At 46.0% G+C, this 17,031-nt stretch carries 10 protein-coding genes; 2 read left to right on the forward strand and 8 right to left on the reverse strand.

Annotation, left to right across the window (positions count from 1 at the left end; all coding sequences use genetic code 11):
* Positions 1-78: 78 nt before the first annotated feature.
* The gene (locus AB6805_RS27375) at positions 79-1,719 is read right to left on the reverse strand and encodes a hypothetical protein (protein WP_370912617.1); all 1,641 of its coding nucleotides are present in this window, start codon (positions 1,717-1,719) and stop codon (positions 79-81) included.
* Between the two features lie 101 nt (positions 1,720-1,820).
* Between AB6805_RS27375 and AB6805_RS27380 the strand changes: the two genes are divergently transcribed.
* Positions 1,821-2,459: a Pr6Pr family membrane protein gene (locus AB6805_RS27380; protein ID WP_370912618.1), complete on the forward strand. Its 639-nt coding sequence runs from the start codon at positions 1,821-1,823 to the stop codon at positions 2,457-2,459.
* A 6-nt stretch (positions 2,460-2,465) separates the two neighbouring features.
* Here AB6805_RS27380 and AB6805_RS27385 read toward each other — a convergent pair whose 3' ends face one another.
* The 6 genes from AB6805_RS27385 to AB6805_RS27410 form a co-directional block, all read right to left on the reverse strand.
* On the reverse strand, positions 2,466-3,491 hold the full coding sequence (locus AB6805_RS27385) for a glycoside hydrolase family 5 protein (RefSeq protein ID WP_370912619.1): 1,026 nt from the start codon (positions 3,489-3,491) through the stop codon (positions 2,466-2,468).
* Positions 3,492-3,503: 12 nt separating this feature from the next.
* On the reverse strand, positions 3,504-7,661 hold the full coding sequence (locus AB6805_RS27390; protein ID WP_370912620.1) for a two-component regulator propeller domain-containing protein: 4,158 nt from the start codon (positions 7,659-7,661) through the stop codon (positions 3,504-3,506).
* Positions 7,662-7,768: 107 nt separating this feature from the next.
* Complete coding sequence (locus AB6805_RS27395) at positions 7,769-8,371, reverse strand: hypothetical protein (RefSeq protein WP_370912621.1); 603 nt, start codon at positions 8,369-8,371, stop codon at positions 7,769-7,771.
* 27 nt (positions 8,372-8,398) lie between these two features.
* Positions 8,399-9,532, reverse strand: coding sequence for a glycan-binding surface protein (locus tag AB6805_RS27400; RefSeq protein WP_370912622.1), 1,134 nt, complete (start codon positions 9,530-9,532; stop codon positions 8,399-8,401).
* 33 nt (positions 9,533-9,565) lie between these two features.
* Positions 9,566-11,248: a RagB/SusD family nutrient uptake outer membrane protein gene (locus AB6805_RS27405; RefSeq protein ID WP_370912623.1), complete on the reverse strand. Its 1,683-nt coding sequence runs from the start codon at positions 11,246-11,248 to the stop codon at positions 9,566-9,568.
* Positions 11,249-11,259: 11 nt separating this feature from the next.
* Positions 11,260-14,442, reverse strand: a complete 3,183-nt coding sequence (locus tag AB6805_RS27410; protein WP_370912624.1) for a SusC/RagA family TonB-linked outer membrane protein — start codon at positions 14,440-14,442, stop codon at positions 11,260-11,262.
* Positions 14,443-14,900: 458 nt separating this feature from the next.
* Between AB6805_RS27410 and AB6805_RS27415 the strand changes: the two genes are divergently transcribed.
* Positions 14,901-15,929, forward strand: coding sequence for an aldo/keto reductase (locus tag AB6805_RS27415; RefSeq protein ID WP_370912625.1), 1,029 nt, complete (start codon positions 14,901-14,903; stop codon positions 15,927-15,929).
* Between the two features lie 78 nt (positions 15,930-16,007).
* Here AB6805_RS27415 and AB6805_RS27420 read toward each other — a convergent pair whose 3' ends face one another.
* Complete coding sequence (locus AB6805_RS27420; RefSeq protein WP_370912626.1) at positions 16,008-16,649, reverse strand: hypothetical protein; 642 nt, start codon at positions 16,647-16,649, stop codon at positions 16,008-16,010.
* Between the last annotated feature and the right edge of the window lie 382 nt (positions 16,650-17,031).

Genomic DNA, 17,031 nt, shown 5'->3' on the forward strand with positions numbered 1-17,031 from the left:
CCTTCTTTTCTGCCGATAAAATTAGCTAAAAAAAGGCCAGGATAAAGATACCCTGGCCTTTTTTAGCGGAAACCTGCGTCAGAAGGTGATCCACACGATATATGCTTTCTTGTCATTTCCCTTCCGTTCTATCATCAGGGTAGCTAACGATTTATTGTCATCGCTGTGCGCGTTGATCTCCAGTAAGCTGAACCTGGCTTCATCTTTTCTGCCCGGATCGCCAAACAGGAAGGTCTTTTTCACTTTGTCGCCGTCGCAATAGGCAATTACCGTATTGACCGCACTTACGGCGACCATTGTTTTCTTCTTACGGTAGTTCTCCGTGCTATCCGAAACATTTACCGGAACATCGTTAAAAATGCTATAGCCAACATTATTCACAAACATGTAGTCATAAGAAAGGAATCCTTCATTATAGGCGCCTGTTTTAAAGAACAACCTGCGGAAATTCCAATCGGTTTGAGGCCTGCGGTAAATAAAATAAGGACGCAATAAAGAACCGGTATGTTGACTTTTCGCAATGGCATAACTGCCGGGTGTTTCCTTCCCGTCATCATCGAGCCTTACAATCCCGATATCGCCAAAGCGGGTACTATAACTGGTACGGTTACTTGTAGAGGGTCTTCCATTGATATAGGTGGTAGAAGTATAATATTCTGTTTTTGCTTCCAGCTCTTCATACATCAGCGTGATGGAATTATCTTCATTGATCCGGAAATCCTGGATAACACCATAATAGGGTTTCTTATATTTCAGGTGTTCCTTTGCGTAGTCCGACAATAAAGGATGATCAACAAAATACTTTTTGCTTACCGCTAACGCAAACGGATCGATGACACTCATCTGCAATACCAGGTTCTCGTTGGTGGTATACATCGTGTAGGGCCGGCCTGCGCTTTTAGCATTTATAGCTGCCAGCAGGTATAAATTCTTATTGGCGCTGTTGTACTTCAGGGCAACCATTGGCTCCTTATAATCGTCGGTATAATCCAGCAGCTTGTGTTCGAACGCCTTTGCGCCTTTGGCGATGCGGGAAATCAGTATCCGGGAATCCTTTCCGGAAGTTTTTGTGTTATGTGCAAAAGTGGCAATAAATACAAACTGATCCTGGTGTACATACATGCCTTTAAATTCCATGTATTTAAAGCCACCGTTGGGGGATTCGTAAGATGCTTCATTTATTTCTTTGTGATCCGGGCTGTAATGCGTGACTTTAATCATTTCATTACTACCACGCTCCAGCGAGCTGAATCCTGCCACGGCATAGTACTCCGAGTTAGGATCCTTGCGTACCTGGGAATCCGGCAGGTCTGAAATCATCTCTTCTTTGACCAGCTTACCTGTTTTACCATCGAAAATAAGGCGGAAAAGACAGGTCTTCCTGTGTATGGCCTGCTTTATAAAAACAACGCCCTCGCCATTCATTTCATATAATCCTGCAAGGGAAGCATTCTTCGTCTTCTTTGCCTTCCATGATCTTATCCGGCTATTCACTGTGGAGGAGGCATGATGCTTTTTGTCGTACACAACTACGTCAACACCCTTTTTTGCGGTAAAGTGGAAGAAAAGGGTATTTCCATTTTTCATCAGCAGTAACCGGCTGGCGCCATCATCGGGTTCATCGAAAGGTTTACTCCGGGTTATTTCCGGCGCCTGGGCCAATAGCGTTACGGGTAACAACAGGCTGCAAAGGCAGACCAGTAAAAGATTTTTAAGCATAGGAATAAAATAAACAGCGCGCAAGATAGAAATAGTTATTCAGCCGTGAATAACACTAAATGGGGATTATATTATTATATTCGTATAAATACTAATGGAAGATGAGCCTGCAAAAACCCATTTCAATAAAAATTTTCCTGGCGTTCTTATCCTGCTTTGCCTGGTTCGCCCTGATCCCACAGTTTTTTATCACCATCGGCAGTAACCAGGCGCCCTGGTTTGAGAATTTCATCCGGTATTTCAGTTATTTCACCCTGCTTACCAATGCCATGGTAGCCATTTCAAGCACTGTGTTGTTACTGGCGTCCAACAGCAGCTGGGGGCGATTTTTTGCACGTACCACCACTGCCACTGCTATAGCGGTGTATATTACTATTGTGGCGCTGATATATAACGTGATCCTTCGCCCCCTCTACCAATTTGAAGGGTTACAAAAAATATTAAACGAGGTACAGCATGTAATCGTACCGGTATTATTTGTTTTATACTGGTGTGTGTTTGTGAACAAAAGTTCCCTTCAATGGAAAGACTTCCTTCCATGGCTCTGGTATCCCCTGATTTATGTTTTATTTGTACTGATCCGTGGCTCCTTCTCCGGTTTTTATCCTTATCCGTTTATCAACTTAAATGATTTAGGCTTCCGGCAAACATTAATAAACGCCCTGGGAATGGGCGTGCTGTTCGCCTTAATGTCCCTGGCTTTTATTGGCGTCGGGAAATTATGGTCGCGTAAAAAATAATTATTGTCAGGGGCGGGTGCTGTAGCCTCTTAATTTCGCCCGGATATATTTACCGGATGCTGTTAGCTGAGCGTCGGCCCAACCTCCGTTTGCGGGCGCACCAGGCAACAGGATAGAACATAACTCGTTGGGTTTATCGGACACCGACCAGTTAATCCAGCTCACCTGGTTGCTTTCCAGGAAAGTGAACCAGGCCTCCCATTGCGGGTAGTCGATATGGCCGCTGCCGGTAGCTTCCGAGCCGTTACACTCTGTTACAAATACAGGAATGTTTTTGCTGAGCGCATAGGCACAGTCATCTCTCAGCCACTGGCCATGTGACGCTGCATAAAAATGTACCGTGTACATAATATTACTGTAGCCGGTTAAAGGTGCATCTGCTACTTCGCGGATCTTCTGGTCCCAGTGCGGGCAACCTACAATTATAATATTATCCGGATCATATGCACGGATACCGGCAATCACCTCCGCTGCATAGGATTTCACCTGTTCCCATGTTTGCGTTTTATTAGGTTCATTGATGATTTCATAAAGTATGTGCGGATGATGACCATACGTTTGCGCCATCAATTTAAAGAAGGCAACCGCTTCTTCCTGGTGAAATGCTTCGCAATGCCAGTCGATAATTACATAACTGCCTTTTGCCAGCGCGGCGTCAATTACTTTCTTCAGCAATGCAAGCTGACGGGCACGATCATTCAGGTAAGCAGGTGTTGCATCAACGCCCATTGCGGCGCGGACAATATCTGTTTTGAAATCATCCGTCAGCCAGTTCACTACGCCCGGGTTCCAGTATTGCGGCCACCAGGTGCTCCAGCCGAAGCTTTGTCCGCGCAGGGATATAGTGTTGTTACGCTGGTCTTTCAGGTAGCGGCCGGATACATGCAACGCGCCATACCGCTGCACCGGTGATCCCGCCGGGAGCGTGTCTTTCGGAGGCTTATCCCCGGCGTCCGACCGGGCCGGTTTTGCACAGGCAAAGGCGCATAAAAAAAATACAATGATGTGGAAAGATAACGGAAGCCGTTTCATATACTACATAATTTATACTGCTTTCTTCGGTGAATCTTTCCCCGACTGCTTGATATAGGCAGAAGGCAATACACCAAATTCAGCTTTGAAAGATTTTGTGAAATAATGCGGGGTATTAAATCCCACTTCGTATGATATTTCTGCAATACTCAGCTGGCTTTTTTCCAGCATCAGTGCTGCTTTCTGCAGGCGGATAGAGCGGATGAAATCAACCGGTGTTTTACCGGTGAGCAGCAACATTTTTTTATAAAGCGATACCCTGCTGATGCAAAGATGCCTGCTTAATTCTGCCACGCTCAGGTTGGCGTTCTGCAGGTTTTCTTCCACATAAGTCAGTGCGGCGGCAATAAATTTTTCATCTACCGACTGGATGGAGATATCCGCCACCTGCACCTCCACCTGTTTGGTATATACTTTTTTGATAGTGGTTTGTAACGTAAGCAGGTTCCGGATCTTTGACACCAGCATTTCAAAATTGAAAGGCTTACAGAGATAGTCGTTGGCGCCTGTTTCCAATCCCTTTATCTGATATTCCTCTCCTACCAATGCGGTGAGCAGGATAATCGGGATATGCGAGGTGCGTTTATCCTGTTTGATTTTTGTACACAGCTCCAGGCCATTCATTTCAGGCATACTTACATCACTCACAATCAGATCGGGATGCAATGCCAGCGCCTTCTGCCATCCCTCTTTACCATTGGCAGCTTCCAGTAAACAGAAGTATTCCTGCAAATTATCTTTCAGGTAAAATCTGAAATCATCGTTATCTTCTACCAGCAAAATGGTAGGTTTCTTATTCTTTTCCCGTTGTGTAACGGCTGTTTGCTGGTTTTCTGTAATTACTTCCCCGTTTTCTGCCGGTTCTGTTTTCAGTGGCAACTCTACTATAAAGCAACTCCCGCCATTGGTAATAGATTCCACACGGATGCTTCCCTGATGCAATTTTACAAACTCGCGCGTAATAGATAAACCAATACCACTGCCCTGGTTGATGAGCGAGGCAGGAATATCGTGCTGGTAAAAACGGTCAAAGATCTTATCTACTTTTTCCGGAGGAATACCAATGCCGGAATCCATTACATTGATGCGGAGTGTTACGGTATTGCCGCTTTCATCTGCCGGGAGACAATTCAAGAACACGCCCACATGACCGCCTGCCGGTGTAAATTTGAAAGCGTTGGAAAGCAGGTTGAATAAAATCCTTTCTATCTTATCATAATCAAAACTGGTTTCAAGGGAAGAAATATCGGTATCAAACGCAAACTTGATATTTTTCTGTTCCGCAATATCCATAAATGAAAAGGATACTTCTTTAATGAAACGAATAATATCGCCCGGACGGGTATCCAGTTTCAGTTCATACACTTCCATCTTCCTGAAATCCAGCAGTTGGTTTACCAGGTTCAGTAAGCGTCTTACGTTGCGTTTGATCATATTTACCTGGACGTTCTGTTCTGCCAGCTGCGGATCTTTCAGCATTTTATCAAGTGGCGCTATGATCAGCGACAAGGGCGTCCGGAACTCGTGGCTTACATTCGTGAGGAATTTAATCTTCAGCCGGTCCAGTTCATGGAGTCTCCTGGCTTCTTCCCTCTCCTGCTCGCGGCTCCGTTGCGCTTCCTGTTTTTCCTGCTCCTGTAAAAACTGTGTCCGTATTTTTTTGATACCCCTGTATCTCAGGTAAAATAAACCCGCTAAAACCAGCAACACATAAGTGATGTAGGCGACCTGAGTTTTCCAGAAAGGCGGAAGGATACGGATGTTGATCGTGAGCACTTTTTCGTTCCAGGTATCATGTACAGTGGATGTTCTCACTTTAAATACATAACTGCCCGGGTCCACATTGGTATAAGTGGCTTTACGGATTTTGTTATCAACGGCTACCCAGTTTTCATCCAGCCCTTCCATCTTGTACTGGTACTTTACTTTATCAGGGTTCAGGTAATCCAGTGCGGCAAATTCTATCGAAAAAAAGTTCTGATTATAATTCAGTACAATATTTTTGGCAATGGTAATAGAAACAGGAAGAATCACCCTGCCATTTATTTTTTCACCGGTATTTACGGTATGATTAAATAACTGGAAATCTGTAAATACCAGTTCTGGTAAGACGTTGTTGATCTTAATACTTGCCGGGTTGAAAATATTAAAGCCGCTGCCTCCGCCAAAGACCATTTCTCCTTTGGAGGTTACCAGGGAGGCATCTTCATTAAACTGCTTTCCCTGCAGGCCGTCTTTTACATCATAGTTAATAAAGTTCAGCTTGTACACCTCATTTTCCACCGACACTATGGCATTGGAAAGGCCGTTGGCTGTACTTAGCCACAGGTGATGATTTTTATCCTCACGGATACCGAGGATGTTATTATCCGGCAATCCATCTTCTTCCCGGAACAGGGAAAACTGTTTGGTATTGGGATTAAAAATGTTCAGTCCCTCGCGTGTACCGATACAGATATATCCCCTGCTGTCTTCGATCATGGAAAGGATATTATCATTTGCCAGGCTGTTGGGATTATCATTTTCATGCTGGTAATGCACAAACCTCCCGGTCTTTTTCTGCAATACGTCGATACCGTTCGACGTGCCGATCCAGATATCCTTGCGCCGGTCTTCCAGCAGGGTAAAAACGTAGTTTGAACGGATGCTGACGGAATCTTCCCTTCTTAAATGCCTGAATATTTTTGTTTCCGGATCAAAAATATCTACGCCACCAGACAGTGTTCCCACCCAGATACGGTGTTCACTGTCTTCCATAATTTCATAGATCCTGTTATCAGACAAACTATTGGGGTTCTGTTCATCATGACGATAATGGGTAAACGTTTTTCCGTCGAAGTACTCAAGTCCACCGAGGTAGGTGCCGACCCATATATGCTGTTTATGATCTATACAAATACTTACAAGCACATTGGTGCTTATGCTTTGCGGGTTGGATTTATCATGTACATACGCCTTATAAGTACCTGTTTGCGGGTTAAAACAAGTAAGTCCGCCGCCGTTACTGGCCAGCCACAGGTTGCCTTTCGCGTCTTCCGCAAATGCGTTTATGTCGCTGTAGTTGAGTCCTTCCGGTTTCATTGGATCATGGCTGTACAAAGGGAATTTGAAGAGATCCGGATAATAATAATTAACCCCTTTTTTGTAAGTCCCAAACCAGATCATGCCGGCTGCATCGCTGTACAGTGTGGTAATACTATTTTGGGAAATACTGTTTGGATTACGTTCATCCATTACCAGGTTCTGTATATGAAACCCTGATTTATCGAGCAGGTTGATGCCACCGGGATCGGTGGCAATCCACACTTTGCCTTGTTTATCCTGCATTACTGCATTCACAACATTTGCGGTGATCCTGTTTTCCGGTGCATCTTTATAGAAGTGTTTCAGCAGGTTGCCTGAAGGGCTGTAATAGTAAAGCCCATCACCGCTGCCGGTAAAAACCCAGATATCCTGCTGGTGGTCGATGTACAGCTGGTACCTGGTAGCTTTCTTTTTCGCCAGGGTTGCATACAAAGGCATGGCCCTGTATACCACTTTACGGGTACGGGTGTCAAATTGTTCCACCCATCCGTCGAGGTACGCAATCCACAGGTCGCCGCGATCATCCAGCGCAATATCAGATATAGCGATGGAATGAAGAGAGGTACTATCGTTTGCAACAACGCAGTAGGCTTTTATTTGTTTGGTGTGCTCATTAAGAATGATAATGCCATGATCGGCATGTAAAAAATAAAAATCGCCGTTGGCGCCCTTCAGTATTTTTTCTACCTGGTAGCCATATACCTGCAGCGGGTGCAGCAATTTGGCTACATCATCATTGAAGCTGTCTGTTTCCGGATCATAGATAGAAAAGCCGAGCTGTGTTCTGATCCACAGGCGGTTCCCGGGGGCATCATAAATCTGGGTAATAAAATTATCACTGAGAGAAGTGGCATCATTCAGCCGGTGTTTATATACCTTAAATTTAGAACCATCAAACCGGTTCAGTCCATTCAGGCTCCCCATCCACAGGAATCCTTTGGCATCTTTGAGGATGCTGGTAATTCCATTATGGGACAGCCCGTTATTTACATCCAGGTGCGAGAAAGCATACGGCATATCCTGTGCAGAAACGGATGTGCAGTACATCCATAACAACAGCAGGTATTTTATATTGGTAAGTTTCATCTTATAACGCGGACGTAATTGAAAAAAGGTATATCCCCGCTGCCGGTAGTGACAGCGGGCGATATGAAAATACGATTCCTCTGTTTAAAATGTATGCTATTTTCGGGTTATTCAATTACCAGCGGATTTTCCGACTCAATATCCATTGGTGTGATACCGTCCGTGCTGAATACCAGTGTGCCGGTAGTGGCCGTGGCCGGTACTTTCAGCACCAGGTCTGTCACCGTTTTGCTGACAAATTCCGTTACTGCAGCATCGTCGTTCCCAAAAGTGACCCGCGTTACCCAGTTTACAAAAGTGCCTTTAATGGTGATCGTAGCTCCTTTGGCGGCGGAAGCGGGAACTGTGGTAATGGTTACCGGCACATTGAGGTTCAGTACCGTTTTGGATACAATATCGCCTTCGGGTGCTTTCAGGGTAACCACGCCTTTCTCTGTTTCCTGCGGCACCGTGATGATGATATGATCGGCCGTTTGTTCTGAGAACGCCGCCGCCTCTACGGTAGCGCCTTTCAGCACGATGGCGGTTACCTTATTAAGATTGGTACCAATAAAGCCGATCTTCTCGCCCGGCTTTGACCCGGATGGGCCAAAGCTCAGGAGTGTTACCTTATCCGTTTTAACGGCATCGTCGTCGTCTTTGCTGCATGACATCAGTCCGGCGGTGAGCAGGAGCAACCAAAGCAGTTGTTTATATAAAATAGTTTTCATTGAAATGAGTTGAGAACTTGTGAACCTTTATTTCTTAATCACTTTTGGCACTACGCGGAAATTATCGAACGACATATCGCAGTCGAGGTCGCCGGCGCCGCTGAATACAATCCGGGTGTAGTACCCATTGGGTTGCACGGTTTGTTTGGCGTAGCTGGCGGTCACTTCTTCGTAGGGAATCGTCACCGTTTGCCACACGCCTTTGGTGTCGTAAGGAGGCATCCAGGAGAAATCGCCCTGGCCGTCATTCTTCACACCTACACAAAATTTAAGTGCATTATTGTTGTAGGGTTTCTTCGTGTTCAGTTCAAATTTCAGGTTATAATTTTCCGGTTTCAGGATCGCTTCATCCGGGATATTTTTGCTGATGGGTCCCATCGCATCTGCGGGTCCGCCGGCGATCTCCACCCAGCCCCAGTTGCTGATGGGTTGTTTTACGCGGATATAGTTACCATTGATAGCGGCAGGGTCGCCGGCGCCGGGATTGGTTACTACAAAAGAGGAATTCCACCAACCGGTGAACGGGTCGCTGCTGATAAAAATGTTCCTGTTATCGCGGAACCAGAAATCGGAAATGGCTTCCCCGAAATTGGTTTTAACGGCGATCTGCCCGGGTTGTGCGCCGGCAGGCACCCTTACTCTCACCTGCTTATCTGTTGTTTCCACTATTTCGCCAACAGCGCCACCGGTGAAGGTTACCGTTACGGGCGCATAGAAAAAATCACCGGTGATCACGGCTACATCCCCGGCGGCCACATATTCACAATCCATCCGGGTAACCAGTGGTTTACTGATCTTTACCGGGAAATTATACTCGAGTTTTTTCCCGCTGCCGAAGATGATCTTCAGTTTATTATCTACTTCTACCGGGATCTGGGAAGGTATGCTTACGAGGATAACGGTAGGCGTAATGTAGGGTTGTGTAAGACTGGCTTTCTGATCGTTAAACCAGATTTCCCTGGCGTCTCCGAGGTTTTCCCCTACAATAGCGATCAGCACGCCCTGCCCGGCTTCCACGAGCAAGGAGTCGCTGGTAGCGGGATCTGTGAGCCGGACATAACTGATGCGCGGCTCTCCGTTATTGGGGAGACTATCTTTGCTACAGGAAATGATTCCTATACACATAATGAGCAATACTATGGAGCTATATATCTTTTGCATGAGTATATTATTTTTTGTAAAAAGCGTATAGGCCTACTTGTTATAATAATCTACTGCCGGCTTCTTCAGATTTGGCGCCTGGCTTAGTTCTGCTGCAGGTATCGGAATCAGGAAGTTGCCATCGTTGGCAATAATTTTCCGGAAGGAGGCCCAGGATGTTTTCACACATTTCCACGATGTAGGATCAGGCATTTTGTCCGGCGCGGTGGCAAACAAGCCCCTGTCCTGCGAGTTTAAGATGGCGTATGCTTTTGCTTTATTGTAATAGTGCAAAGCTACCAGGTCGTACCAGGCCATTCCTTCCATGGCAAACTCCACGATGCGTTCGTTAAAGATCACATCTGCGGTAAGTGGTTTTTCAAAACGGGGTAAGCCTGCGCGGGTATGCACGGCGTTAAAATACTCCAGTGCAGTAGCGTCTGTAGTGCTGGCGCTGTTGCCCAGTACTGCTTCCGCATAGATCAGGTACATTTCAGATACGCGCATCATGTAGGTATCGTTGCCATAGTTTTGCTGCGCCGACTGTCCGCCTACATCGGCGGCCCTGCCGGTTACATATTTCTTGATGCAGAGGAAATTATTATCACCGGTGTTATAAGGGTAAATTAATTTAGGTGTGGTACCATCTGCCAGCTTCTCTGTAATTTCCGGGTAGTAGGCGCCCGGCATAAAAAAGGTGGCTTTTAGTCTTTGGTCCAGCGTTCTGCCACTTATCAGCGTATCGCCGGAGTTCACGAAGCCTTCGTACTTGCTGATCATCCACCAGGTGGCGCTTTTATCGCCGCCCCAGCCATCGCCGTTGCACATTTTGCTATCATAGTTCAGGTCGGACGGAGAAGCATTGGAGGCGCCCCAATCGCCCGGTGCGTATACCCATTGCAGTGAGAACATGGATTCTGCGTTGTTGTCATAAGGAAAGAGGAAGAGGTCGTAGTAACTTCTCAGCAATGAATATTTACTTTTTGTGATGACCTGTTGAGAGAAGTATTTGGCGCTGTCGAGGTCCGATTGATTGCGGGCGCCGGAACCGTTTGCTCCTAATCCGGACCTGGCCAGGTAAAAGCGTGCGAGCATGCCTTGGGCGGTCCACTTTGTGATCCGGCCTTCGCGGGCTGGTACTTCCGGCAGGTCTTCCGCCACCGCACGCATTTCGCTGATCACAAATTTCCATACGCTTTCTGCGGTATTTTTCCGGAGAGAAGTATCGGAAATCAGCTTCAGGTTATCTTCGATAATGGGCACTTCTCCCCAGTTCATTACCAGGTAGCGGTAAGCCAGCGCCCTCATAAACCGGGCTTCCGCAATAGCCATTTTTTTAGCGTTGGCAGAAACTTCCGGACCTGCATATTTATTGATATTGGAAATAGTGAGATTGGACTGGCCGATCACAATAAAGAATGATCGCCAGGACGCGCCATTGGCCGTAGTATTGGCGGTGGTATTAAACTCCACATTATCTTTATCATTCCATGCCGAATAAGCAGTACCCGCCCTGAAATCACCGATGCTGATCGCCGAACGGCCATTGTAATCAGACCATACTTTACTGTATAGCAAAGCGGTAGCCGCCATCAGCTGATCATCCGTTTTATAAAATCCCGCATCCACGATAGCATCTTTGGGTGGACGGCGTAAAAATTCTTTTGAACAGGCTGCCAGTAAAAACACAGATAACAGCAGCACCCCGTGATATATATTGAATGTACTTTTTTTCATAACCAGCAATTTTAGAAATTAACGCTTAGGGCAAAAGTGTAGATGCGGGTGAGCGGATAGCGTCCATAATCAAGTCCTATAGCCTGATTCCCGGAGCTGGACTCCCTTCCCACGTAACCACCTACTTCAGGATCGTATCCGGTATAACCGGTGAGAGTGGCCAGGTTTTGCGCACCAAAAGTTAACCGGGCGCCCCTGACTATCTTTTGCTTTGCCAGCAGGGAAGCGGGCAAGCTATAAGAGAGGGAAACATTCTTCAGCCGCAGGAAAGAACCATCTTCCACGTACCTGTCGGTGATCCGGCCGTAGTTGCCGTTCGGACCACTGGATATTCTCGGGATATTTGTTCCCGGATTTGATAAGGACACATTGCCGTCTTTATCCGTTACAGGTTTGGCATAGTCCATTGCTTCTATCATCATGTTGCGGCTAAGATTGATCTGGTTGGGATTGGAGTTCACCCTCGTCAGGTAATTATATACATCATTGCCGTAAGTGCCGGTGATTAAAATGCTCAGGTCAAATCCTTTATAAGAAAAGGTGTTGGTAAAGCCGCCGAATACTTTCGGGTAAGGGTTGCCGATATAGGTTTGATCATTTACATCAATGATGCCATCGGGCTTTCCTTGCGGACCGCTTACATCTTTGAACTTCACATCTCCTACCCAGATATTGTCCACATTGGTGGGAAGACGCTGCCCGGTATTATCTACCGGAACGGCGCTTTTATTGATTTCGTCTACCGACTGGAAAATACCTTCCTGGATATAGCCCAGGAACAGCCAGGGCGCTTGGCCTACAACAGATTGCTGGGTCCAGTTATCCAGCCACCAGGAGGTGCGGTTCAGCACACCTGCATCCGTATTGAACTTTTTGATCGTTGTTTTGAACCCTGAGAGGTTGAGACTGGATTCCCATTTAAAATCTTTTGTGCGGATGTTGGTGGTGTTGATGGTTACGGCCCATCCTTTATTTTCCAGGGAGCCGATGTTTACAGTCGGCGCTCCTACCGCACCAATTCCGTTGGTACCCATGTACCAGGGCAGTGGAATATCCATCAGCAGGTTGTCGGTATTTTTCACATAATAGTCCGCCTCGATGCTGATCCTGTTATTCAGGAAGCCCATATTAATACCAATATTATTGGTTTGAGTAGATTCCCACTGTAATCCCGGGTTCGCATACCGGGATGTTAAAAACCCTGTACCGGTTGGTGTGGCGGCGGCCTGCATAGGCGCATAGATACCGGCGCTCCAGCCCGAGTTACCGGTGATACCGGTTTCAAATCTCAGTTTAAGGTCGCTGATAAAAGGTACCTGGAAGAAGTGTTCCCTGGAAACGCGCCATGCTGCTGAAACAGCGGAGAAGGTGCCCCAGATATTTTCATCTCCGAAGTTGGCTGATCCGTCTCTCCTGGCAGAAGCTGACAGGATATACCGGTCATCGTAATTATAATTTATTCTTCCAAGATAAGATTCCATTGCCCAGTCGCCCTGGCCGCCGGAGTTGGTGGCATCGGCCGCCTCACCTGCGTTCAGATCCAGGATGTCATTGGTAAGAAACCCTTTCCTGCCACCGGTTAAATTTTTCCAGTTGGATTCCTGCGCCTCATGGCTCACCATCAGGTTAATATTATGTTTTCCAAGTTGTTTGGAGTATTCAATCAGCTGATTCCAGTTCCAGTAGGTACTTACATTGCTTCCGTTGGTAAGACTGGCCCGGTCGTTTACCGCCCAGCCAATAGAATAGGTAGGCAGGTAATTTTCTGTGTTGGCAAAGCCAAAATTGGTGTTGAAGGTAGTTCTGATGTAGAGATCCTTTATTGGATTTATGCTGGCGCCGATGCCGCCGATCAACTGCCGTCTTACTGCCCTGTTAATATTCAGATTGGCAATGGCAATAGGATTCACCGGGGTAAAGATATTGGCGCCATTAGTAAGATCGCCGCCTCCCCAGGAACCGTCCATATTTTTCACGGGGATTTGCGGTGTGAGCATCAAAGCAGTAGAAATAATATTTTCCTGGCTGGTAGTGAGATTCTCCTTTGTTTGGTTGAAACTCAGGTTGGCATTCAGTGCGATCCAGTTGCGGGGTTTATTATCGAGGTTTAACCGGAACCCGTACCTGTCGAACCCGGAGCCCAGTGCAATACCCTCCTGCTTCATGTATTCGCCGGAAAGGTAGAAGGTTGTTTTGTCGGTGCCTCCGCTCAAACTCAGCTGGTGTTTGCTCATCGGTGCATTTCTGAACAATTCTTTTTGCCAGTCGGTGCCTTTGCCCAGCAGTGAGGGATCTTTAAATTCTCCGGGGGTGTTGCCACCGGCCAGTGCGTGGTATTCATTTACCATCTGTGCATATTGGCGCAGATCCATCACTTCCACATGTGGTGGCGGTGTTTGTATATTATATTGGAATAGGTAGTCCATTTTGGTATCGCCGGCTTTACCTCTTTTGGTGGTTACGATCAGCACCCCGTTGGTGGCCCTGGAGCCATACAGCGCGGTAGCAGAAGGCCCCTGCAATACTTCAATATTTTCGATGTCGGCGGGGTTAAGGCCGGCCAGAGGATTGGACGAACTGGTTGACCCAAAGGAGATGGACGCACCGGGCATCTGAACACCATCAATTACATACAACGGCTCGTTGGTACCATTAATAGAGTTCACGCCACGGATGTTCACGGAGATGCCGCCACCGGGCTGACCGGAATTCTGAGTAATATACACGCCTGCGGAGCGTCCCTGTATGGCCTGTTCCAGCGTGGTATTTACTGTCCGGTCCATTTCTTTGGAGGTAACGGTGGTTTGTGCGCTGGTGAGGTTGGCCCGTTTGGCCTTGCCATAAGCCACTACCACCAGCTCGTCGAGCTTACTGGTAGCGGAGGTAAGTGATATACGGATAACATCTTCCTCTCCTACACGGATTTCCCTGGTTTGATAACTGAGATAGGTAACGACCAATACATCTCCTTTGGCGGCTGCAATAGTGAATTCTCCGTTTAAATTGCTAAGTGCCATTGTTTTGGTGCCTTTTACCAGCACGGTTGCACCGGGTAGTGGCTGCGATTCACCTGTAATCACTCCCTTTACAGTACGGGATTGACTGTAAGCACGCAGGGAGCAGCTGATCATTAACAATGAATAGCAGAGGAAAAAACAGCATATGGGTTTTAACCTTGTTAGAGTTTTTTTCATTGAAGAATGATTTGGAGGTGAGGTAATAAGTGTTTCATAACGTTTGTTTTAAACATACTGACGGTATCTGGTTGATATAAAAAGTGGAATTATTAAGATGGAAATTGTTCTTGTACAGGTCCTTTTTATGGCATTAATACGATGCATCATAAAAGTGGTATAGGCCAATTTTACAAATCATAACGTCTGGAATTCATGATGAAGCTATCGTTCTTTCGTAAGAATCCATATCAGCTTTGATAACGATTATAACACAAATGTTAACCGGTGCTAACAAACTTTAAATCAACAATTTGTGTAAAAAGTATTTAAAAAAATGGTAGTCTGCAGGGTCAGAAAAATACTACTATTGATAAATAAGTATTAACAATAGTAGTATCAGGGAATAAATTTTCCGGCGATATTTGTTATTCTTTTTGATGGCTTAACCATATTTTGAACCAACAATTAAGTTTCTTATGAAATACACTACCCTGGGAAATACCGGATTGATTGTTTCCAGATTATCCTTTGGCGCCATGACCTTTGGCAGCGATCCATCTATGCCTACTATATATAAGGTATCAGATGAGGAAGCGCGTAAAATGATTGACACATCGCTGGCTGCCGGCATAAACTTCTTTGATACTGCCGACGGGTATGCCGGTGGCCAGTCGGAAGTAATGCTTGGCAAATTGCTGGCCAGCCGCCGGCATGAAGTGGTGATTGCCACCAAAGTAGGATTCCGGAATGGTGCGCCTATTACGCAGTCGGGGCTTTCCCGCAGGCATATCCTTTACTCCTGCGATCAGAGCCTGAAGCGCCTGGGCACCGACTACATTGATCTGTACATTGTTCACCGGGAAGACCCGGTAACACCACTCGAAGAAACCCTGGCCACACTGGACGGGTTGGTAAAAAGCGGGAAGGTGCGGTACATCGGGTTCTCCAACTGGTCGGTATGGAAATCGGCGCTTGCCTGGCAGATGCAGCGCGACAATAATTGGGCGACCTTCTGCAATGGCCAGATGAACTACACCCTTGTTGGCCGTGATGTGGAATACGACGTGGTGCCGTTTATGCAACAGGCAGGAATTGGTATGACGGTTTGGGGACCACTGGCCGGCGGATTCCTGAGTGGCAAATACACCCGGGAAAATCTGAAAGAAGAAGGGAACCGTCTTTCCGGCTTTGATATCATTCCGTTCGACAAAGAAAAAGGGTTTGTCCTGGTAGACCGGATGAAAGAAATTGCGGCGGCACATAACGCCACGGTGGCACAAATATCATTGGCCTGGCTGCTCACCAAACCGGTAGTGTCCAGCGTACTGATTGGCGCGTCCAAAGTGCAGCAGCTGGAAGACAACCTGAAAGCTGCGTCCATTGAGCTTTCTGTTGCGGAAGTGGAATTACTGGACAGTCTCACAGCTCCGGGGCCGTTATATCCGCACTGGTTTAACCATAACCTGGCAGATGCTCAGCATGTGGCAGCGGGGCTGGTGAAATAGGCTTACAGCAATAAAAATGGCGGACCTGGTTATTGCTTAAACGATAACCAGGCCGGTCGGAATAAAATGGGTTGGCCATTACTTTTGGTCAGCCTCTTCATTTCTTAACCGCTCGTTCCAGATCTCTTCCATTACTTTTCCTATTTTCTTAAACTCTTCTTCGGAGAATTCATCTGTTTTGGCATTATTGCACCAGTAACAGCAAAGCACCAGGTTTCCTTCTTCATAAGGTTGGAACGGATTGATCCTGTCTACCTCCAGTGTTTTTCCTCTTGTGATGAAACGTTTGGTTTTTATTTTGTTCTCCTTTTTCAGCCTTCTGATTTTCTCTTCCGTAATGTTACAGTAGTGGCATTTCCTCTCTGTACTATTATAAATCTCAACGAATCTTTCTATGGAGAGAAAACAGTTATTTTCAAAATGTTGTTGCAGGGACCGAAGTTCCGGCGGGTGATTGTTATACCAGTTTGTGTATAGCTTGTCCAGTTCCCCGATGGTAAGAGATTGGCCCTCCTGTACTTTCTCAACAGATGTTAGCTGGTAACAGGATGCATATAGATCATATAATCCGGGTTCTATTATAAGCTGTGTAATATCGTTTACATCCGGATTCGCTATTGCACGTTGGAAAAAATAGAACAACCGGATTTCTATATAATTATTAAAAGCGCGCTTGCGGATACTGTTATATCTTTTGAAGGTTATGTCCTGGGATGTCATAGTCCAATAGATTTCCCTGAAAGCTATCTATATTTTTTAATCTTTCCGCAAAACCCTTTCCTGTACTATTTCTCAGAGCGATATTATAGTCTGATAAAATTCCATGAAGGCCACCACTAAATGGATTCCTCTCCCGTATTATTTTCTCCACCAATCAATCTTTTTTATCAAGTAAACATTTATTTTAAATTAGTTATCTTATTAATCAACTATTTATCATCTACATACAAATGCTAAATATTAATTACTCCACCAGTCCTATAGGATATGTAATTATATTTTGTATTTTTAATCCGGGAATAACGCCCCTCAACCGATTTCATTCTGTACGTACATGGCATAAGACCTATAGGCTTTTACCGGGCTAATTCTATGAGCTGAT

The sequence above is a fragment of the Chitinophaga sp. RCC_12 genome (genome assembly GCF_041360695.1).
Classification (GTDB): Bacteria; Bacteroidota; Bacteroidia; order Chitinophagales; family Chitinophagaceae; genus Chitinophaga.